Below are 19,475 nucleotides of genomic sequence, written 5' to 3' on the forward strand. Positions count from 1 at the left end.
AGCATTTCTTTGACGCTCCACCCCGCATTTAGGGGCATCCGTTGGGATGCATTGGGGTGTTTCCGTGGGGATCGTTTGTCGGTCCCAGGTTTTCTCCTCAGATGGACGGCGTTTCCTCGGATGAACACATTAATCCTGGTTCTGGTCATCCTGGCCCTGGCAACCCTCGCCTATGTCGTGGGTACCCGCCGCTCAACCGGCTTGGTCGACAACAAACCCAAGGACCTCCATAGCCTTCCTGGCTATTACGGGCTGTATGTCGCCATGTGGTGCGGTGTGCCGGCCTTGGCCCTTCTGGCCCTCTGGACGGCCTTCGAGCCGACCATCGTCAAGCAATTGGTTCTCGCGTCTTTGCCGCCCCAGGCCTTCCTGGATTCCGCCGGAGCGCCGTTGTCGGACCAACGGATCAGCTTGATGATGACCGATATCGCTAATACGGCGAGCGGGAACATCACCTCCGGGTCGAATGTGGCTTATATCGATGAGGCGGCGGCCTATCAGAAAAGTCTGGTTGATACCGGCTATTGGTTGATGGCTTTGGTGGCTGTCGCCTTGGGCGCAGGATTGGCATCGTTCGCCTACCTTCGGATTACGCCGTCCCTGCGGGCGCGCAATTCCGTGGAGACGGGGGTGAAGTACTTCATGATCGCCTGTTCCACCGTGGCGATCCTGACGACCATCGGGATTATTATGTCCTTGCTGTTCGAAAGCTTCCGCTTCTTCACCAAAGTGCCCCTGACGGATTTCCTGTTCGGACTGAGCTGGAGCCCGCAGACGGCCATGCGGGCCGATCAGGTCGGGTCTTCCGGGTCGTTCGGTGCGGTCCCCCTGTTTGTCGGTACGGGATTGATCGCCGCCATTGCCCTGGCTGTGGCCGTGCCCATCGGTTTGCTCTCGGCCATTTACATGTCCGAATATGCTGCGCCCAAGTTCCGCGCCTTCGCCAAACCAGCCCTTGAAATTCTTGCGGGCATCCCGACGGTGGTCTACGGCTTCTTCGCCGCCCTGACCGTTGCTCCGGCTATCCGCGGGTTCGGTGATGTGATTGGTCTGGACGTCTCCTCGGAAAGCGCCCTGGCTGCGGGTGTGGTCATGGGCATCATGATCATTCCCTTTGTGTCCTCGCTTTCCGATGACGTGATCACCGCCGTGCCCCAAGCCATGCGGGAAGGGTCCTACGGTTTGGGGGCCACCAAGAGCGAAACCATCCGCAAGGTGGTCTTCCCCGCGGCCTTGCCGGGCATCGTTGGTGGCATCCTGCTTGCCGCCTCCCGGGCCATAGGCGAGACCATGATCGTGGTGATGGCTGCCGGTCTCGCGGCCAACCTGACCGCCAATCCCTTCGCTGCGGTGACCACGGTGACCGTGCAGATCGTGACCCTGCTGGTGGGAGACCAGGAATTTGACAGCCCGAAGACTTTGGCGGCCTTCGCCCTTGGTTTGGTGCTGTTCTTCATCACCTTGCTGTTGAACGTGGTGGCCTTGCATGTGGTTCGCAAATACCGCGAGCAGTACGACTAAGCCGGTCCTGGTGGTTCCCGGAGCTTCCGGCTTCGGGGAGAGGTTCTGGGACAAGGTCCCGGATTGTTTCGATATGTTGACGCGTCGACCGGCTCTCCAGCGCGGGGACGGCAAAGAGGAAGACAGATGACAACCAATAATACGGAACTCGTACGGGCTGGCTTGGCGCGCCGGTATCGGGCGGAGAAGCGCTTCCGGCTGTACGGCTTAGGTGCCATCCTGATTGCCCTGGTCATGCTGCTGACCCTGTTCGTAACCATTTTTGGAAGCGGGGTGGGCGCTTTTACCGCGACTGAAATAACCTTGGAAGTGACGCTCTATCCCCAGGACCTGGACCCAAAGGGCAATCGGGATCCGGCGGTTTTGGCATCAGCCAACTATCGGAAACTGATCAGTCAGGCGATGAAGGAACTGTTCCCGGATGTGACTTCCCGCCAGGACAAACGGGCGTTGTTGGGGATCGTTTCCGATGGCGCCACCTACGAAGCGCGCCGCCTTGTCCTGGAGAATCCCTCCCTGATCGGGCAGCGGATTAAGTTGACCGTGCCTGTCTCCTCGGACTACGACATGCTCAACAAGGGAAAGATCGACAAAAGCTCTGCCGAGCACGAGCGTCGCCTCAACGACAAGCAGATCGCCTGGTTTGAACGGCTGAAGGATCGGGGGATGATTTCCACAACCTTCAATACACGTCTGTTCACCAATGCGGACAGCCGCCAGCCGGAACTGGCTGGTATCTTGGGTGCGGTCGTCGGGTCTTTCTATACCCTGTTGATTACGCTTGCGCTTTCCTTCCCCATCGGTGTTGCTGCGGCGGTCTACCTGGAAGAATACGCCCCCCAGAATTGGTTCACGGACTTGATCGAAGTGAACATCAATAACCTGGCGGCGGTTCCGTCCATCGTTTTCGGCCTGTTGGGTCTGGCTGTCTTCTTGAACATCTTCGGCATGCCGCGCTCTGCGCCTGTGGTGGGAGGTCTGGTGCTGACTCTGATGACCTTACCGACGATCATCATTGCCAGCCGCGCAGCCCTGAAGTCCGTTCCTCCGTCCATCCGGGAAGCGGCCTTGGGGGTTGGGGCCTCGAAGATGCAGATGATCGTGCACCATGTCCTTCCTCTGGCCATGCCGGGGATGCTGACGGGCACCATCATTGGCATGGCCCAGGCCCTCGGCGAAACGGCGCCCCTGTTGATGATCGGTATGGTGGCCTTCATCGCCGACGTTCCTGCCGGTCCCATGTCGCCCGCGACGGTGATGCCGGTGCAGATTTACCTTTGGGCCGATAGTGCGGAACGGGCCTTCGTGGAACGGACCTCTGCGGCCATCATGATCCTCCTGGCGTTCTTGGTGTTCATGAACGCCGCCGCCGTCGTCCTGCGCAAGAAATTCGAACGGAAGTGGTAAAGACCCATGACTGACCAAAATCAGCCCTTTGAGGGAACAGCGGGACATCCGCGCATCAGCGACCGTCCGGTCAAGGTGTCCGCCACCAATGCCAACGTCCATTATGGCGAAAAGCATGCCATCAAAGATGTGGGACTGGACATCGTCGCCCAGGAAGTCACGGCCTTTATTGGTCCGTCGGGCTGCGGTAAATCGACCTTCTTGCGCTGCCTGAACCGGATGAACGACACCATCGACATTTGTCGGGTGAGCGGTGATATCCGTCTGGACGAGGAAGATATCTACGATCGCAAGATCGATGTGGTGGAACTGCGGGCCCGGGTTGGCATGGTTTTCCAGAAGCCCAATCCCTTCCCAAAGTCGATTTATGAGAACATCGCCTATGGTCCACGCATCCACGGCACGGCCACGGGCAAGGCGGAGCTGGACGATATCGTTCAGTCCTCTCTGGTGCGGGCTGGTCTGTGGGAAGAGGTCAAAGACCGCCTGGACGCGCCGGGCACGGGCTTGTCCGGTGGGCAACAGCAGCGCCTGTGCATCGCCCGGGCCATTGCCGTCTCGCCGGAAGTCATTCTGATGGACGAACCTTGTTCGGCCCTTGATCCCATCGCCACGGCGAAGATCGAGGAGTTGATCGATGAACTGCGGACGAACTTCACCATTGTGATCGTCACCCATTCCATGCAGCAGGCCGCGCGCGTGTCCCAGCGGACGGCGTTCTTTCACTTGGGGCGCCTGATCGAATGCGGGGATACGGAAACGATCTTCACCAATCCCCAGCATAATCTGACCCAGGGGTATATCACGGGCCGCTTCGGTTAAGACCGGAACGGGCGCACTATTATTGACGGCGGGTGGTGACGGACACCACGCGCCGTCATTCTGTCCAACCAACGGTTGGGAGGACGAGGAGAAACCCCATGCCTACGGAACATACGGTGCGGTCCTATGACGAGGAGCTGAAGATGCTCGTCAAGACCGTGTTGCGCATGGGAGGATTGGCGGAAGCCCAAATGGTCAACGCCATCCAGGCGTTGATCCGCCGGGACAACGATCTGGCCTCCCGCGTGGTCAGTTCCGATGCGCGTATTGATGCCATGGAGCAGGAAATCAACGATCGGGCGGTGCGTCTGCTTGCCCTGCGCCAGCCGATGGCCGACGATCTGCGCAACATTGTCGGCGCCTTCAAGATCGCCTCGGACCTGGAGCGGATCGGAGACTACGCCTCGAATGTGGGCAAGCGCGCCTTGGTGCTGAACCAACTTCCCGTGGTCAAGCCGGTGGCGACTGTTCCGCGGATGGCGCGATTGGTGCAAGATATCGTCAATGATACCCTTGATGCCTATGTGGAACGCGATTTGGACAAGGCCGTCGATGCCTGGTCCCGCGACGAGGAGGTGGACGAACTGTACACCTCGCTCTTCCGCGAGCTTCTGACCTACATGATGGAGGATCCGCGCAATATCACCGCCTGTACCCATCTGATGTTCATTGCCAAGAATATCGAGCGGATCGGGGACCACGCGACGAATATTTGCGAGAATATCCATTATCTTGTTTCCGGTAAGCCCCTGCGGGCCACTCGGCCTAAGGGACGGGAAGCCGGAAATTTTGCCTCCACCCCCCCGGACCCGACGTCTGGGATATCGTGAGCTGAGCCAATGAAACCACAAGTGATGATCGTCGAGGACGAGGCCTCCCTGGTCACCCTGCTGCGGTATAATCTGGAGAAGGAGGGGTATCGCGTGGTGGAAGCCATGGATGGCGAAGAAGCCATGACCCTGGTGGCCGAGGCCCAGCCAGATGTGATGATCCTGGATTGGATGCTGCCGGTCATGTCTGGGATTGAGGTCTGTCGACAGTTGCGGCGCAAGCCCCGCACCCGGGACCTGCCGATCCTGATGCTGACCGCACGGGGCGAGGAAAGTGACCGGATCCGTGGTCTGAACACCGGGGCGGACGACTATATGTCCAAGCCTTTCTCCATGCCCGAATTGCTCGCTCGGGTAAAGGCGCTGCTGCGTCGGTCGCAGCCGAGCAACACCAAGGGCAGCTTGAACTACGCAGATGTGGTCATGGACCTGGGGGCCCATCGGGTGACCCGGGGAGGCCGCTATATCCACCTGGGGCCCACCGAGTTCCGCCTGCTGCAATTCCTGATGCAGAACCCTGGCGCGGTCTTCTCCCGCGAAGAGCTTCTGAACGCGGTTTGGGGGCCGGACATCTATGTGGAGCCGCGGACCGTGGATGTCCACATCCGGCGTTTGCGTAAGGCGCTGAACAGCGATGAAGACATGGATCTGATCCGCACCGTCCGCGCTGCGGGTTATGCCTTGGATCAAAATGCCATTGTAGCATGAGGCTGGGGCCAGCCTCACGCTACACGACAGGGGGCGTTTTCCCGTTACGGGGCTTTGCCCCGTCCCCCACTGGGGCCGAAAGGCCCCAGACCCCAGGCCAAAAAAAAGGGGGGTTTGGGGGCATTTGCCCCCAAATGGGTTTGGGCAATCGCCCAAAATAGACGAGACACTGGCGTATACCGTGGGCCAGCTTGTTTCAAGCTGATCTAGAGCGCCTGTGTTGCGGACAGTTGGTCCATGCAGGTCTCAAGGGGAGACTGGAACGACGATGCGGCCCCGCACGGCGCCATCGAGGAATTTCGGCGCGGTGGCGATGACCTCGTCGAAGGGCAGTTCGGTGATCATCTCCTCAAGCTTGTCGAGGTCGAGATCGCCAGCCAGCCGCGACCAAGCCTCAAGCCGGTCCGGCTTGGGGCACATGACACTGTCGACTCCGGAAAGCGTCACGCCGCGCAGGATAAAAGGCGCGACAGAAGCGGGCAGATCCATGCCGGCCGCCAGACCGCAGGTCGCGACGACACCGCGATATTTGATCATCGAAAGCATGTTCGCCAGCACAGTGCTGCCAGCGACATCGATCCCCCCAGCCCAGCGCTCCTTGGCCAGAGCGCGGGGTTTTCCGGTTAGCTCCGCGCGGTCGATGACTGACGTCGCCCCGAGCCCGTGCAGGTAATCCGTCTCGGAGGCGCGGCCGGTTACGGCCACAACGTGATACCCTTTTGCCGCCAGAAGCGCCGTTGCGACGCTGCCGACGCCGCCCGCTGCGCCGCTGACCACGATCTCACCCTTGTCCGGCGTTACCCCTTGCCGTTCCAGCGCCAGCACGCAGAGCATCGCCGTGTAACCCGCCGTGCCAATCGCTGCCGCCTGCCGCAGATCGATCGCCTCGGGCAGCGGCACCAGCCAATCGCCCTTGACCCTTGCGCGTTCAGCTAGCCCGCCCCAATGGGTTTCGCCCACGCCCCAGCCGTTGAGCACGACCCGGTCGCCGGGCTTGAAAGCCGGGTTGTGGCTTTCAATGACGGTGCCGGAGAAGTCGATGCCGGGCACCATTGGAAATCGGCGAACGACAGGGGAGGCACCGGTGATGGCCAGCGCGTCTTTGTAATTCATCGTCGAGTAAGCGACTTCAACCAGAACGTCCCCCTCGGGCAGCTGCTCGTCGGAAATGTCTTTCACCGAAACGTTCTGCGTCTCATCGGGCTTTTCAATCAGGATCGCCTTCATCTTCGTGTCCTTTCAGATTTGTGCTGTGTCATTTTCAATCAGACGGAGGAAGGTGCTCGTAAAGCGGCGCAGGGCATTGGGGCGCAGCTCCAGTTTGGCGCGCAGAACAGCCCCTTCCCAACCGATCCAGAAGGTCTCGGCCAGGGCCTCAGGGTCGTGATGTGGTGCGATCTCGCCCTGCGCCTGCGCCAAGCTCAGCAGGTGTGCCGTTCGGGCCTGCCAGTCATCCAGCACGGTGGTGAGCGCAGTGCGGAACGCGTCAGGAAGTGCGCCCATTTCCTGCCCAAGGTTGCCGACGAGGCATCCCCGCCTGAAACCATGCCGCGCCATCCCCTCTTCGGCCCTTTCGGTAAAGATGCGGAGACGGTCGAGTGGCGCACGCTCTTCGTCCAGATAGGCCCGTTCAAGCTGCGATATGAAATAGGCGTTGTAGGCTGCGACGAGCGCCAGGCCGAAGTCGGCCTTGCCACGGAAGTGGTGATAGAAGCTGCCCTTGGGAACCCCTGCCGCCGTGAGGATCTCGTCGACCCCGACTGAGGAATATCCCCTTTCGGTCAGGTGCTCAAGCCCGGCGCGGATCAGTTTCTGGCGTGCCTCGGAAGCATCCGGTGCACCGCGTGGGCGGCCGCGGCGGGGCTTTTCGTTGGGGGGTGGGGGGGCATCGATTTGGGTCATGCATATTTAATAGACGAATTGGTCTAGAAAATCAATGCCAGCATGAACGGGTCGCCATAACCAACCCCTGAGGGTTGATACCAACGCATGCACGCGTCGCAAACTTGCGCCCCCATATGGACGATTGCCCAAGCCTATTTGGGGAAAATGCCCCCAAACCTCCCTTTTTTGGGCCCGGGGTCTGGGGCCTTTCGGCCCCAGTGGGGGACGGGGCAAAGCCCCGTGAGGGGAAAACATCCCCCTGTCATGTACAGTGGTGATTGAGACACCTCGTAAGCGGGAGAGGCAGCGATCGTGGATGAAACCCAGCAGGTCCTATCGTTCGCCATGCTCGTGAGGTGCAGGCCTAAGCCGCTCGAGCAGATAGCGGTTTGGCGGTTTGCCGACCATCTTTCGAAACATGGTTACGAAACTGCTGGCGCTTTCATAGCCGAGGTCCATCGCGACGGCCTGGACTGTCTGGCCGGCGCTCAGACGCCGCAAGGCGAGGACAACATGCAACTGTCGGCGCCAGCGGCCGAAACTCATGCCCACCTCTTCCACCAACATACGGCTCAGGCTGCGCTCGCTGAGCGCGATGCGGGAGGCCCACTCCGCGACGGTTGCATGATCTGCGGGGGCCGCGATTAACAGGTCGGTGAGCTTCTTCAGGCGCGAATCGCTGGGGATCGGGAGGCGAAGGTCTTCGACCGGTGCCACAGCCAGCTCATCGAAGATAACGGACACGATGCGGCCGTCCGGACCGTTGACGTCATAGAGCTCCGGCAGCGTGTTGGCCCGCATGAGCAAATGACGGAAAAAGCTCGATACCGTGACCGTGCAGCAGTCGCTCGGCAGCTTCGGAGCCTCAGGAGGCTGGATGAAGAGGGAGATGCACTCCACCTCGCCTGATCCGAAAACGGTATGGGGCAGCCCGCCGGGAATCCACACGGCACAGTGCGGCGGCACGATCCAGACAGCGTCTTCAACCTCGCAGTTGATGACGCCGCGGACCGTGAAAAGCAGTTGCGCTTTCTGATGGTGGTGCCGCGGCGATTGCTCCAGGGCCTCAAGATTGGCGACAGCGTTGGCCGTGACGAGAGGGCGAGGAAGCTCATCGACATAGGAAAGCCAATCGCTACGGAGGTCTACATACATCAAAAGCCCCTGCGTTTTCCATTTTGGCCGGATTGGAACATATGATGGCAGGATTGCGCAATGACGCCATCCGTCGACTGACGTATTGCTTTCAGGCAGAAGGGACAAGCGGCCTTCAGGATGGCGCTTGTCTTCAAGAGGGGCAGCGCTCAACGGCCCTATCGCGCAAATACAAACAGGAGAGTAAATGTGAACGAAAAGAAACCAACTCAGCTCGCACTCGCATGGCTTGTTCCAGCTGTCGGGGCCGTATTCTTCGTCACAATCCAGTGCTTTTCTTACCTGAACGCCTATGTCAGTAGCGGCGGGACGATGGAGGCCGTGACGTTCGGCCCCGTCGCGTTGTGGGGCGTATCTCTCTTTTACGGTGCTTGGGTCGTCCCGCCGTTGCTGGCGCTTGCCGCAAGGCGCGCGACTGACTGGGCCATGCTCGTTCTCGGGGGCCTCCTTTTCATCATGAGCACGCTCGCCGGCGTATCGGATGGTTTACGCGACGGCAGCCATCTCGTTGGCTTGGAGCTGTTGGCCGTCACGCTGCCGGGCGCGGTTGCGCTGATCATGTCATGGCGGCACATCCGTCCGAAATGAAACCACCCATCCCGGCAAGGAGACGAAGAATGCCTTTGGACAGCACGAACTTCCCGCTCGTCTGGATGCGTTATGACAAAGATCCCGATCACGATCACGACCACGACGAGGACTTCGAGGTGTTTGAGGAGATCCTGAATCGCGGCGCGCCGTTCGTGCTTTTGACCGATTCCGCTCCGACCGAAGAGCACGAGCACAGCCAGGAAGAAAAGAAGCGCACCACGCTGTGGATGAAGAAGCACAAGGCCGACCTACGGACACGGGTGCTGGCGATGATCGTGATTGAAGCGAGCGCCGCCAAGCGTCTGGCATTCAAGCCTTTCGGTATGGCTTTTGCCAAATTCTGGGGCTTTCCGATGAAGCTCGCCTCGTCTCGCGAGGAGGCCATGGAGATCGCCGTAAAACTGCTGTCTCTGTGATCCGTTACGTGACGAAGTGCCCAGCCTACTGATTGATCCCAAATGGGGGTCCGGGGCCTCAGGCCCCGGTTGGGGGGCGGGGCAAAGCCCCGCGTTTTTTGGTTTTTCAAGGAGACAGAGTACATCATACTCCGCCGAATCTGTTTCATGGATGGCTGCTTTCAAGGGGAGCCCTTGAACTCCGACCCCCTCTTTACGTAATCCGGGAAAAAGGGGCCGTCCATCCCGTCTCCTCTATTCTCTTCCGGGTCAAAACTCTGCGACTTTGGTGTCTCCGGGGCGACGGAAGCGGTCAGGGGAATAGGCCGTCGCCTCGACGATGGGGGGCGTACCCTCCACGATGTCGGCCACAAGATGTCCCGCGCCAGGGCCGATTCCGAAGCCATGGCCGCTGAAGCCCGTGGCCATGATCAGGCCGGGCAGGGAGGCGACCGGGCCGATGGCGGGAACGCCATCCGGCGTACTGTCGATATAGCCCGCCCAATTGGCTGTCACCGGAGCGGTCTTCAGGCCGGGGAGGAGATCCCTGGCCCGCTGAAGCATGATCCGAACCGCCCGGGGATCCGGTCGGGGGTCGAGGATACGGATCCGTTCCATCGGAGTTGGTGCGTCCAATGTCCAGCGCTTCAAGGTTTCATGGCCACTTCGCAGCCCTTCAAATCCGCCGGGTGCCAAGCTTCGCCACCGTCTGGCGAACATGGGGAGAAAGTGGCGGCTATAGAGGAGGTGCTGAAAGGTCGGGTCCAGCCGTCCCATGCCGCTGATCGCCAAGGTATGCCCTCCGTCCCCCCGCCGGGTAATCGATATGGCCTTGGTATGCAGAGCCGCAGGGATCTCGCCTTGGCCTGGTCCCAGGGCGACGATGGAGGAGCGGATAGAGGCTTGAGGAAAGGAATAGCCGAACTGGCGACAGAAGGAGGAACTCCAGGCGCCTCCGGCCATGACGACCACCTTGGTTTTAATCGATCCCGCTTCGGTCACCACGGCGGAGAGTCTACCCCCTTCGGTTTCCAGTCCCCGGGCGGCGCAGGTTTGATGCACGGTGCTTCCCAGGGCCATGATGGCCTTGGCGACCGCAGGGGCGGCCCGGGAGGGATCGGCGATCCCATCGGTGGGGGAGAAAACGCCCCCTTTCCAGTCCTTGCCCGTGGCCGCGCCCCGTTCGCCGGCCTGCCTGGCGTCCAGCATATGGGTCGTAACCCCCACCGTCTTGGCGAAGTCCCGCCATTTCGCCCAACCCGCCAGTTCCGCCTCGTCGTTGCTCAGGTAGAGCAGGCCGGTGCGGCTGAAGCCCGTATCCTCGCCGCTGTCCCGGGCGAAGGCTTCCCAAAGATCCAGACTTTTGGTGGACAGGGGCAATTCGCGGGCGTCCCGGTTTTGTTGGCGGCACCATCCCCAGTTTCGACAGGATTGCTCCGCCCCGATCGCGCCTTTCTCAAGGAGGGCGACTTTATGCCCCCGGCGCGCCAGGTAGTAGGCGCTGAAGACACCCACGATTCCCCCGCCGATGACGACGGCATCGGCGTGAGCGGGAAGGGTTGGGGTCGACTCGATCAGGTGCAAGGGGGCGCGCATGCTGGATCTCCATATTATTCAGCCGTATTTTAGGGCACCTCCGGCCCCGTGGTTGCCGTATTGGGGGAGAAACTCGGCATCTTCTGCCGTAGCCCCTTTCTCCTCCAAAAAATCCTGCCATTGTGCGGGGTATGCCATCGCCTCATTCCCCTTGTTGATCCAGACCCAGTGATGGATAACGAAAGCGGAAGCATTTTATGCCATAGGCGCCGCCCTGCTGTTTCCAACCCGGCGGCCCAATCGTTGGAGAGTCCATATGTCCATGAAGCTGGATCGTATCGACATTAAAATTCTGTACGAGTTACAGAAAAATGGACGAATAACCAATGTTGAATTGGCCGAATTTGTCAATCTATCCCCCAGTCCATGCTTAATGCGGGTCAAGAAGCTTCAGGCGGAGGGGTATATTTTAGGGTATTCTGCCCTGGTGAATATTTCAAAGCTGGGGCAAACAATGACTGTTTTTACGGAAGTGACTTTGAAAAACCATAGGCAGATTGACTTTTCTCGATTTCTGTCTGCGGTTCAAAAAGAAGAGTCCGTCGTGGAATGTCATCTGGTGTCCGGTGGCTATGACTATCTGATGAAGTTTGTCACCGGGGGAATTGTCGACTATCAGACAACGATGGAACATTTGATAGATATGGATATTGGAATCGATAAATACTTTAGTTTTGTTGTTCTGAAGTCTCCCATCGTCAAGTCTCACATGCCCCTGCCGAAGCTCTTCCCGGCTTGAGCTTCTGCCTTTGTTTGGCCCGCTCCCGGTTCGGTGGTTAAATTGTCCAGCCAGCTTGGATCCAGTTCGGGCACGGAGGAAAACAGAAGCTGGGAATAGGGGTGAGTGGCCCCATGGGGCAGATCTTTTGACGGGATTTGCTCCACCTTCTCTCCGGCGAACATGACGACCACCTCGTCGCAGATGGCGCGGACGGTGGACAGGTCGTGGCTGATGAAGATGTAGGACAGTCCCAACTCCCCTTGGAGTTCCTTAAGCAGGTCCAGAATAGCCGCCGCCACCACCGTGTCCAAGGCCGAGGTGATTTCGTCACACAGGATCAGCTTCGGGTTGGCGGCGAGGGCGCGGGCCAAATTGATGCGCTGCTTTTGGCCACCGGACAACTCGGGAGGATGGCGATGGCGCAGACTCTGGGGCAGGTGGACCAAGTCCAGCAGGTCCTTTACCCGGGCGTCTCGTTGCCTTGGACCCATCCCATGGTAAAAGGACAGGGGGCGCTCCAGAATGGCGCCAATGGGTTTGGACGGGTTCAAGGCGGTGTCGGCGAATTGGAAGACGATTTGCAGTTTGCGCAATTCTTCCTTGCGCCGCCTCCGTGCATCCGCGTCCAGTTGCCTCCCGTCGAACAGGATCTCGCCGCCTGAAGCGGGAAGGATGCCGGAAATGGCCCGGGCGAGGGTGGACTTTCCGCAGCCCGATTCCCCAATGATTCCCAAGTTGTGACCAGGGTAGAGGGTCAAGTCGATGGGTTTGACCGCAGTGACCAAGGGCATACCGTTCTTCTGAAGGGCACCGTAGCCCGCAGTCAGACCGGTCACTTCCAAAAGTGGGTGCGGTTTGGTCTCGGTTCTCTTGGGTGCGGCGAAGCTCTTCGGCTCAAAGGCCGCGATGAGCTGTTGGGTATAGGGATGGTTGGGCCGGGACAGGATTTGCTCGGTTGCTCCAACCTCTTGGATCTCGCCGCTGTTCAGAACGATGATGCGGTCGGCGATCTGGGCCACCACGGCGAGGTCATGGGAAACGTAGACCCCGGCCATGTCTCCCTTCTTCATCACCGATTTGAAGGCCCTCAGAACCTCGATCTGGGTGGTGACGTCGAGCGCCGTCGTTGGTTCGTCGAAAATGACAAGCTTCGGGCCACCGATCAGGGCCATGGCCGCAGATAGGCGCTGCAATTGGCCGCCGGACACTTGGTGGGGGTAGCGCGTTCCAATGGTTTGCGGATTGGGGAGGCCCAGGGCGGTGAACAGCTCCACGGCCTTGGCCTCGGCCTCGGGGAGGGGCATCAGGTCGTGAATGCGGGAGACTTCGGTTACCTGATCCATGATGGTGCGTGAGGGATTGAAAGCGGCCGCCGCGCTTTGCGGGACATAGGAGACCTCTGTCCCCCGGACCTGAGCCCGCTCCCTTTCGGATAGGCTGGCCATATCCTTGCCGCCTACGGAGATGAGACCACCGCTGATGTGGCAACCGTGGCGGGCGTGGCCCATGAGCGTAAGGGCGATGGTCGTCTTGCCTGACCCACTTTCGCCGATCAGAGCGACGATTTCTCCCTCGGCGACGTCGAAGGAGATGCCTTTGATGATCTCTACGGTGCGCCCGGCGTCGGTCTTGGCCTGGACCGTCAGGTCGCGGACTTCCACGAGATTGGTCATGACGCGCTCCGGTCTCTGATTTTACGGGGAAGGTTGTCGATCAGCAGGTTCACGCTGATGGTCAGGCTGGCGATCGCCAAGCAGGGGAAGATGACCGCAGGCGCCCCATAGGGCAGGCCGCCGATGTTTTCCCGCACCAGGGCGCCCCAATCCGCGTTGGGGGGCTGAACACCCAGACCCAGGAAGGACAGGCCGGACAGAAGCAGCACGATGAAGACGAAGCGCAGTCCCAGGTCTGCCAGTGCTGGACCCAGGATGTTGGGCAGGATCTCCGACCGGATCAGGTAAAAGGTGCCCTCGCCCCGGGCGCGGGCCACGGTGACATAATCCATGGTGTTGATGTTCACCGCCAGCGCCCGGGCGAAGCGGTAGGCGCCCGGCGCGTAGATCACCGCCAAGGTTCCCACGAGGACGGGAACGGAAGACCCGACAGCAGCCACGACCACCAGGCCAAACAGCTTGCTGGGAATGGAATTGAGGGCGTCCAGGAAGCGACTGAGGGCCGCATCGAACCACCCTCCGATCACGGCTGCGGTCATCCCCAAGGCGACCCCGCCAAAACAGGCCAGAACCACGGCAGCGAGGGATATGCCCACCGTATACCGGGCGCCCATGAGGGTGCGGGAGAAAATATCCCGGCCCAGGTAGTCCGTGCCAAACCAGAACTGGTGAGAGATCGGGCCAAAAAAATCGTAATCGACAATCTCGCCGACGGGATAAGGAATGAGGAGGGGCGCGAAGAGGGCGACCAGCGCCCAGGCGAGGATGATGGTCAGGCCCAGCATGCCCACGGGGCTGAAGCTGATCCCGAGCGTCCGGGCGAGGAAGGAAGAAGGTGCCATGATCAGCGCAGCCTCGGATTGGACAGGATGGCGATGATGTCGGCCGTGGTGATCAGGAGCAGGTAGACCAGACAGAAGATCATCGCGCAGCTTTGGATGAGGGGCAGGTCGCGGGTGGCCACGGCATCGATCATCAGTTTGGCGATGCCCGGATAGTTGAAAATAGTCTCGACGATGATCACGCCTCCCAGCAGATAGGACAGGGATAGGGCAACCGCGTTGACGATGGGTCCCAGGGCATTGGGCAGGGCGTGCACAAGGACCATGCGGCGGCGGGAAGCCCCTTTCAGCAGGGCCATTTCAACGTATGGCGTGTTCAAGGTCTCGATCACAGCGGCCCGGGTCATGCGAATCATCTGGGCGGAAATGACGAAGCTCAAGGTGATCACCGGCATGGCGAAGGTCTTGAGCATTTGGGTGAAAGAATGGACTTCGTTGGCGAAGGACAGGGCGGGCAGCCAGTGCAGGTAAACGGCGAAGACCAGGACCGCAGTGGTGGCCACCATGAATTCCGGAACGGAAATGATGCCGATCGAGCAGATGGTGACGAACCGGTCGAATAGGGATCCCCGCAGCATGGCCGAGAGGATGCCCAGGGTCAGGGCAACGGGAACTGAGAACAGGGTGGTTGCGCCCGCCAGCTTCAGGGAGTTGGACAGCCGGGGGCCGATCAGGTCGGTGATGGCCATGTTGTTGGCGTAGGAGTGGCCCAGATCGCCGCTCAGCAGGCCGAAAAGCCACTGGCCGAAGCGAAGGAGGGCGGGTTGGTCCAGGTGCATGGCCTCGCGCAGACCCGCCACTGCCTCGGGGGTCGCGGCTTGGCCCAGCAGGATTTCGACGACATCGCCGGGCAGGAGCGTGGTCGCGGCGAAAACGGTAAAGGAGACGATAAGCAAGGTGACCCCCATCACCATCAGGCGTCCGAGCACGAGTTTCAGGATCTGCGTGTTCATGTCGAATACTCCCCTCGCGACCGAAACACCAAAAGCGACATGCAGGAAGACATGGGACCCTGTGTTCCGTCTTGCGAGCCGTCGCCGTGATGAACCAGAGTCATCAGATCCAAATTCGTCCTTTGGCTTTCTGGATCTTGAAACGGAGGAGGGGACAGAAATCCCCGTCCCCCCCCCCCCTTGGATGCCCCCTTGGACGAATGGGGTGGTGGCGGGGTGAGCCGACCACCGCTCCCCTTTGAGACAGGTTTTAGCCTTCCAGCCAGACGTAGGCGGCGAAGTTGTAGCCCATCATGCCCCCTAGGGGGTTGTCTTCCAGGCCCTTCAGCTTGGAGGAGATGGCATCCACGTTTGAAATAAAGGCGGGGATGGCGGTTCCGGCTTCTTCGGCGATCATGGTTTGCATCTCGCCGTAGATTTCCTTGCGCTTCTTGAAGTCCAGCATGCCCCGGGCCTCGAGCATCATCTTGTCGAACTTTTCCGACTTGAATTGGCTCTCGTTCCACGGCGCATCGGAGGCGTAAAGCAGAGAGAACAGGATGTCAGGGGTCGGGCGGGGATTGATATTGCCGAAGTGGACCGGCGCCTTCAGCCAGTATTTCGACCAATATCCGTCCGAGGGCACCCGTTGTATCTCGAATTGCATGCCGATTTCTGCGCCCGCCTGCTGGACGATCATCGCGATGTCGACGGAGGAGGTGGCGGCCTCGGAGGCGACGATGGGAATGCTCTGCCCCAGGACACCGGCCTTTTCGAACAGGTGTTTGGCCTTATCGGGGTCGAAGGCTTTCGGCTCCAAGGCATCGTTGTGGAAGATGCTGCTTGGGGGGATAGGTTGGTCGTTGGCGATTTCGGCAAAGCCGCGCAGGGCAGATTTCTGGATGGCTTCCCGGTTGAGCAGGTACTTCATGCCGTTGACGAAGTCCATCTTGTCGCCGGGGGCCATGTCCAGGCGCATATTCAGGTCCGAATAATTACCCGAAGTGCTGACGCTGGTTCCCACGGAGTCATTGCCGTCCAGCAGACGCATGAAGCGGGGGTTGATGGCCGCAGCGAGTTGGATGTCGTTCGACAACAGGGCATTGACCCGGGCGGAGTCATCGGGGATGGCAAAAAACTCGAAGGAGTCCAGATAGGGGCCTTCGGCCTTCCAATAGGCCGGGTTCTTGGTCGCGATGGACCGTACACCGGGCTCGAAGACCTCGCAGAGGAACGGGCCGGTGCCGATGGCCTTGGAAAAATCGGTGGTGCCGTCGGCGATGATCATGAAGTGGTGCAGCGCCAGGATGGTCGGCAAATCGGCGTTGGCAGTGACGAGGGTGATCTGAACGGTCTTCTTGTCCAGCGCCTTGATCTCGGTCATCTGCTTGGCGATGGAGTTGACCTTGGAGCCAACGGCTGGATCCAGGTGGCGGTTGAGGGAGTACACCACGTCTTCGGCGGTCAGGGGCTTGCCATCATGGAAGGTGACACCGTCACGCAGGGTCACGGTCCAGACCTTGGCGTCGCCGCTTTCGACGGACTCGGCCAGTTCCATCCGGGTGACGCCTTGCCGGTCCAGGAAGGTCAGACGGTTGTAGAAGGCGCAGCACCGGACATAGTCCGTGGACAGGGAGGCCTTGGCCGGGTCCAGGGTATCGGCCGTGGAGGAGGACCAGCCCGCCGCCTTCATGGATCCACCCGAGACGGGGGTCGCTGCCAGGGCGGCCGAGGCCCGTCCCAGGATCAGTCCGCCCGCGCTGGCCGTGACGCCGCCAGCCAGCAGGAGACGCAGAACATCCCGGCGCGAGGCGCCGCGACGGATGGCGTTCTTGACCATGGCGTCGTCGGCCATGGTCCAATTGGTGATTTTATCGGTCATCGTGGTCCCCAGATTGTTTTGGTGAAAGGTGGATCCGATCGTTCGACCGGACCAGATCCAAAGGGCCGCGTTATGTCACGGCTTCTCCCTGTTCCACGGCATCGGCAAGGTTGGCCATGGAGGTGAAATGGAAATCGGGCTCGGTGAACCGGTCTGGCTCGATGGTGCCGCCGTAACCCTGTTGGCCGTGACGGCGCTGGATCCAGCAGTTGGCCATGCCTAACGAGCGGGAAATCCCGATGTCGTGGTATTGGCTCTGGGCGACATGCAGGATGTCGTCTTTGGAGGCGCCTTCGCTTTCGACGAAGGCGAAGACCTTTTCGAAGAACAGGGGATCGGGCTTTTCTGTTCCCGTGTCATCGGCGGTGAAGGCGGCGTAAAACGGCGCGTTCAAGGCCTTGTTGAAATGTTCGAAGGCCCAGCGTTGGGCATTGGTCATGGCGATCAGCTTGAAGCGCTTGGCCAGACGGGCCATGGCCTCGGCGCTGTCGGGGAAGCCTGTCCAGTCGGGGACCGAATTCCGAAAACGCTCACCGAGCGCCGGATCTTCGGGCAGGCCCAGCTTGGGCGCGATGACCATGTACACGCGGGCCAGATCATCGGGAAATCGCAGGGCATCCGGTGCGTAGCGCGCTGTGCGATACAGGGAAAGGGCCTCTTCTGCGTCGACGGTGACATTCTGCTCAACACCAATGGCCTGCAAGCATCCGGTGATGCCGCCCTCGAAATCAATGAGCGTGCCAACGACATCGAAGGTCAAATATTTGAAATCATGAAATGTCTTTTTCACTGATATCTCCTGAGACCCTTTGAGTGGAAGGGCGCTGTGGTTCGGGGGAGACCAATTTGTGAAACTGCCTAGTTTGTTGGCCGCCCCTTCTGCCCGACTATTTTGGCAGCACCTGGCGAGGAGATTCTCCGAATGCCTGAGCCGGAGCGGCATAAAATTTCGAATATGGGCGGTGGGCGGTATATCACCGACTTGGGCGGTGGCATCAGGCCGTATATCCGACTCTTACCATATGACATCGGGCCATATGACATCGGGCCATATGACATCGGGCCATATGATATCGGAGGTGTCGGAACAGAAGGCGGGGGCTTCAGGGAAAGCCCCCGCTACGGAAACATCCTTAGGCCAGAGCGGCACGGACGTCCGGGTCCTCAAGGGTTTGGTCCAAGGTTTGTCTTGTGCGTTCGATGATTCCATCGATATCGTCGTCGGTGCAGCACAGGGGAGGGGCATAGCCCAGGACACCATTGCCAAAGGCACGGATGACCAATCCGTTCTCCCAGGCCCGGTCAAAAATCCGACGAGATGGGTCGGTCTCGGGCGGAAGCGGTGTTTTCTTCTCTTTGTCGACGACCAGTTCGATGGCTGCGAGCATACCGCGTCCGCGGACTTCGCCCACCAGCGGGTGATCGGAAAGGCCTCGCAGGCCGGTCATCAGGCGCGCGCCTGCTTTCCGTCCGTTTTCCAGGAGCCCCCCTTCGTACAGGCGCAGAACCTCCAGGCCGACGGCGGCGCTGACCGGATGGGCCGAATAGGTGTACCCGTGGCCGACCGCAGCGCTGCCGGCGCCATCGGCGATGGTGTTGTAGACGGCATCGGACAGGAAGACAGCGCCCATGGGGACATAACCCGAAGTGAGGCCCTTGGCGGTTGTCATGAGGTCCGGGACCACGCCGTCCTCGGAACAGGCGAACAGGGGGCCGGTCCGACCGAAGCCGGTAATGACTTCGTCGGCGACGAACAGAATATCGAGTTCGGTGCAAAGGTCGCGCATGGCCTTCATCCATCCGTCCGGGGGAACCAGGACGCCGCCGGAGCCCTGGATGGGTTCGGCGTAGAAGGCAGCAACGCGCTCAGCACCCAATTCCTCGGCTTTGGCCCGCAGGGCGGCCTTGGAAGCGTCAATGATGGCCTGGGGGTCCTGACCGGCTGGATTGCGATAGCTGTAGTGGGAAGGAATTTTGTGCTGCCAGTCCAGGGGAATACCGAACCCGGCGTGGAAGGCGGGCAGGGCCGTGAGGCCCGCACCCACGGTGGAGGAGCCGTGGTACCCCTGCTCCATGGAGATGAATTGGTCCTTTTCCGGTTTGCCCCGAGCCTGCTGGTAGTAGCGGATGAAGCGGATTGTGCTGTCCACCGCGTCCGACCCGCCCAGGGTGAAATAGACGTGGTTCAGGTCGCCCGGCGCCCGCTCGGCCAGTTCCGCAGCGAGGCGGATGGCGGGCTCGCTGGCCAGTCCGAAGTAGCCGGTGGCATAGGGGAGCGCGCGCATCTGCTTGGCCGCGGCCTCGACGATGCTGTCCTGGCCATAGCCCGCATTTACGCACCACAGACCGGCGAAGCCATCGATGAGCCGATGGCCGGTGGAATCCACCAGCGACGCGCCCTGGCCTGCGGTCAGGATCCGCGCGCCTGCTTTTTCGTGACCCCGGTAGGAGGCGACGGGATGGACCAGATGGGCCCGGTCCAGTTCGATTAGGGAATTGCTCAGCATGCTTTTTCT

At 60.5% G+C, this 19,475-nt stretch carries 18 protein-coding genes; 8 read left to right on the forward strand and 10 right to left on the reverse strand.

Going from position 1 to position 19,475, the window contains the following annotated elements:
- Nucleotides 1-120: 120 nt before the first annotated feature.
- The 5 genes from pstC to phoB all read left to right on the forward strand — a co-directional run bounded on the left by pstC (nt 121) and on the right by phoB (nt 5,288).
- On the forward strand, nt 121-1,521 hold the full coding sequence (pstC, locus tag ACLIRY_RS08315; protein ID WP_413204914.1) for a phosphate ABC transporter permease subunit PstC: 1,401 nt from the start codon (nt 121-123) through the stop codon (nt 1,519-1,521).
- A 126-nt stretch (nt 1,522-1,647) separates the two neighbouring features.
- Nucleotides 1,648-2,928, forward strand: a complete 1,281-nt coding sequence (pstA, locus tag ACLIRY_RS08320) for a phosphate ABC transporter permease PstA (protein ID WP_413204915.1) — start codon at nt 1,648-1,650, stop codon at nt 2,926-2,928.
- Between the two features lie 6 nt (nt 2,929-2,934).
- Nucleotides 2,935-3,750: a phosphate ABC transporter ATP-binding protein PstB gene (gene pstB, locus ACLIRY_RS08325; RefSeq protein WP_413204916.1), complete on the forward strand. Its 816-nt coding sequence runs from the start codon at nt 2,935-2,937 to the stop codon at nt 3,748-3,750.
- 98 nt (nt 3,751-3,848) lie between these two features.
- Nucleotides 3,849-4,580 carry a phosphate signaling complex protein PhoU gene (gene phoU / locus ACLIRY_RS08330; RefSeq protein ID WP_413204917.1) on the forward strand — a complete coding sequence of 244 codons (732 nt, stop codon included), beginning with the start codon at nt 3,849-3,851 and terminating at the stop codon, nt 4,578-4,580.
- 9 nt (nt 4,581-4,589) lie between these two features.
- The gene (gene phoB / locus ACLIRY_RS08335; protein ID WP_413204918.1) at nt 4,590-5,288 is read left to right on the forward strand and encodes a phosphate regulon transcriptional regulator PhoB; all 699 of its coding nucleotides are present in this window, start codon (nt 4,590-4,592) and stop codon (nt 5,286-5,288) included.
- Nucleotides 5,289-5,534: 246 nt separating this feature from the next.
- Here phoB and ACLIRY_RS08340 read toward each other — a convergent pair whose 3' ends face one another.
- The 3 genes from ACLIRY_RS08340 to ACLIRY_RS08350 all read right to left on the reverse strand — a co-directional run bounded on the left by ACLIRY_RS08340 (nt 5,535) and on the right by ACLIRY_RS08350 (nt 8,327).
- Complete coding sequence (locus ACLIRY_RS08340) at nt 5,535-6,515, reverse strand: MDR family oxidoreductase (protein WP_413204919.1); 981 nt, start codon at nt 6,513-6,515, stop codon at nt 5,535-5,537.
- A gap of 12 nt (nt 6,516-6,527) precedes the next feature.
- Nucleotides 6,528-7,190 (reverse strand): TetR/AcrR family transcriptional regulator, encoded by a 663-nt coding sequence (locus tag ACLIRY_RS08345; RefSeq protein ID WP_413204920.1) that lies wholly within the window; start codon nt 7,188-7,190, stop codon nt 6,528-6,530.
- A gap of 315 nt (nt 7,191-7,505) precedes the next feature.
- A complete protein-coding gene (locus ACLIRY_RS08350) occupies nt 7,506-8,327 on the reverse strand; it encodes an AraC family transcriptional regulator (protein ID WP_413204921.1) in 822 nt (273 codons plus the stop codon).
- A gap of 189 nt (nt 8,328-8,516) precedes the next feature.
- Between ACLIRY_RS08350 and ACLIRY_RS08355 the strand changes: the two genes are divergently transcribed.
- Nucleotides 8,517-8,915 (forward strand): hypothetical protein, encoded by a 399-nt coding sequence (locus ACLIRY_RS08355; RefSeq protein WP_413204922.1) that lies wholly within the window; start codon nt 8,517-8,519, stop codon nt 8,913-8,915.
- Nucleotides 8,916-8,944: 29 nt separating this feature from the next.
- Entirely contained in the window at nt 8,945-9,334 is a 390-nt protein-coding gene (locus tag ACLIRY_RS08360; RefSeq protein WP_413204923.1) for a hypothetical protein, read from the forward strand.
- 249 nt (nt 9,335-9,583) lie between these two features.
- Here ACLIRY_RS08360 and ACLIRY_RS08365 read toward each other — a convergent pair whose 3' ends face one another.
- A complete protein-coding gene (locus tag ACLIRY_RS08365) occupies nt 9,584-10,909 on the reverse strand; it encodes an NAD(P)/FAD-dependent oxidoreductase (RefSeq protein ID WP_413204924.1) in 1,326 nt (441 codons plus the stop codon).
- 262 nt (nt 10,910-11,171) lie between these two features.
- Here ACLIRY_RS08365 and ACLIRY_RS08370 point away from each other — a divergent pair, with 262 nt between their 5' ends.
- The gene (locus ACLIRY_RS08370) at nt 11,172-11,648 is read left to right on the forward strand and encodes an Lrp/AsnC family transcriptional regulator (protein WP_413205338.1); all 477 of its coding nucleotides are present in this window, start codon (nt 11,172-11,174) and stop codon (nt 11,646-11,648) included.
- Here ACLIRY_RS08370 and ACLIRY_RS08375 read toward each other — a convergent pair.
- The 6 genes from ACLIRY_RS08375 to ACLIRY_RS08400 form a co-directional block, all read right to left on the reverse strand.
- Nucleotides 11,615-13,303: an ABC transporter ATP-binding protein gene (locus tag ACLIRY_RS08375; protein WP_413204925.1), complete on the reverse strand. Its 1,689-nt coding sequence runs from the start codon at nt 13,301-13,303 to the stop codon at nt 11,615-11,617. The two genes, ACLIRY_RS08370 and ACLIRY_RS08375, sit on opposite strands and share 34 nt — an antisense overlap.
- Nucleotides 13,300-14,145, reverse strand: coding sequence for an ABC transporter permease (locus tag ACLIRY_RS08380; protein ID WP_413204926.1), 846 nt, complete (start codon nt 14,143-14,145; stop codon nt 13,300-13,302). The genes ACLIRY_RS08375 and ACLIRY_RS08380 overlap by 4 nt, the downstream gene beginning before the upstream one ends.
- A 2-nt stretch (nt 14,146-14,147) precedes the next feature.
- A complete protein-coding gene (locus ACLIRY_RS08385; protein ID WP_413204927.1) occupies nt 14,148-15,098 on the reverse strand; it encodes an ABC transporter permease in 951 nt (316 codons plus the stop codon).
- A gap of 250 nt (nt 15,099-15,348) precedes the next feature.
- On the reverse strand, nt 15,349-16,959 hold the full coding sequence (locus tag ACLIRY_RS08390; protein ID WP_413204928.1) for an ABC transporter substrate-binding protein: 1,611 nt from the start codon (nt 16,957-16,959) through the stop codon (nt 15,349-15,351).
- Between the two features lie 70 nt (nt 16,960-17,029).
- Complete coding sequence (locus tag ACLIRY_RS08395) at nt 17,030-17,749, reverse strand: HAD-IA family hydrolase (protein WP_413204929.1); 720 nt, start codon at nt 17,747-17,749, stop codon at nt 17,030-17,032.
- Nucleotides 17,750-18,092: 343 nt separating this feature from the next.
- Nucleotides 18,093-19,466 (reverse strand): aspartate aminotransferase family protein, encoded by a 1,374-nt coding sequence (locus tag ACLIRY_RS08400; RefSeq protein WP_413204930.1) that lies wholly within the window; start codon nt 19,464-19,466, stop codon nt 18,093-18,095.
- Nucleotides 19,467-19,475 lie beyond the last annotated feature (9 nt).

Source organism: Rhodospirillum sp. A1_3_36, from assembly GCF_047263945.1.
Lineage (GTDB): Bacteria > Pseudomonadota > Alphaproteobacteria > Rhodospirillales > Rhodospirillaceae > Rhodospirillum.

Coding starts and splice junctions, on each gene's coding strand:
- pstC (WP_413204914.1), top strand. CDS start 121: ATGAACACATTAATCCTGGTTCTGGTCATCCTGGCCCTGGCAACCCTC.
- pstA (WP_413204915.1), top strand. CDS start 1,648: ATGACAACCAATAATACGGAACTCGTACGGGCTGGCTTGGCGCGCCGG.
- pstB (WP_413204916.1), top strand. CDS start 2,935: ATGACTGACCAAAATCAGCCCTTTGAGGGAACAGCGGGACATCCGCGC.
- phoU (WP_413204917.1), top strand. CDS start 3,849: ATGCCTACGGAACATACGGTGCGGTCCTATGACGAGGAGCTGAAGATG.
- phoB (WP_413204918.1), top strand. CDS start 4,590: ATGAAACCACAAGTGATGATCGTCGAGGACGAGGCCTCCCTGGTCACC.
- ACLIRY_RS08340 (WP_413204919.1), bottom strand. CDS start 6,515: ATGAAGGCGATCCTGATTGAAAAGCCCGATGAGACGCAGAACGTTTCG.
- ACLIRY_RS08345 (WP_413204920.1), bottom strand. CDS start 7,190: ATGACCCAAATCGATGCCCCCCCACCCCCCAACGAAAAGCCCCGCCGC.
- ACLIRY_RS08350 (WP_413204921.1), bottom strand. CDS start 8,327: ATGTATGTAGACCTCCGTAGCGATTGGCTTTCCTATGTCGATGAGCTT.
- ACLIRY_RS08360 (WP_413204923.1), top strand. CDS start 8,945: ATGCCTTTGGACAGCACGAACTTCCCGCTCGTCTGGATGCGTTATGAC.
- ACLIRY_RS08365 (WP_413204924.1), bottom strand. CDS start 10,909: ATGCGCGCCCCCTTGCACCTGATCGAGTCGACCCCAACCCTTCCCGCT.
- ACLIRY_RS08370 (WP_413205338.1), top strand. CDS start 11,172: ATGAAGCTGGATCGTATCGACATTAAAATTCTGTACGAGTTACAGAAA.
- ACLIRY_RS08375 (WP_413204925.1), bottom strand. CDS start 13,303: ATGACCAATCTCGTGGAAGTCCGCGACCTGACGGTCCAGGCCAAGACC.
- ACLIRY_RS08380 (WP_413204926.1), bottom strand. CDS start 14,145: ATGGCACCTTCTTCCTTCCTCGCCCGGACGCTCGGGATCAGCTTCAGC.
- ACLIRY_RS08385 (WP_413204927.1), bottom strand. CDS start 15,098: ATGAACACGCAGATCCTGAAACTCGTGCTCGGACGCCTGATGGTGATG.
- ACLIRY_RS08390 (WP_413204928.1), bottom strand. CDS start 16,959: ATGACCGATAAAATCACCAATTGGACCATGGCCGACGACGCCATGGTC.
- ACLIRY_RS08400 (WP_413204930.1), bottom strand. CDS start 19,466: ATGCTGAGCAATTCCCTAATCGAACTGGACCGGGCCCATCTGGTCCAT.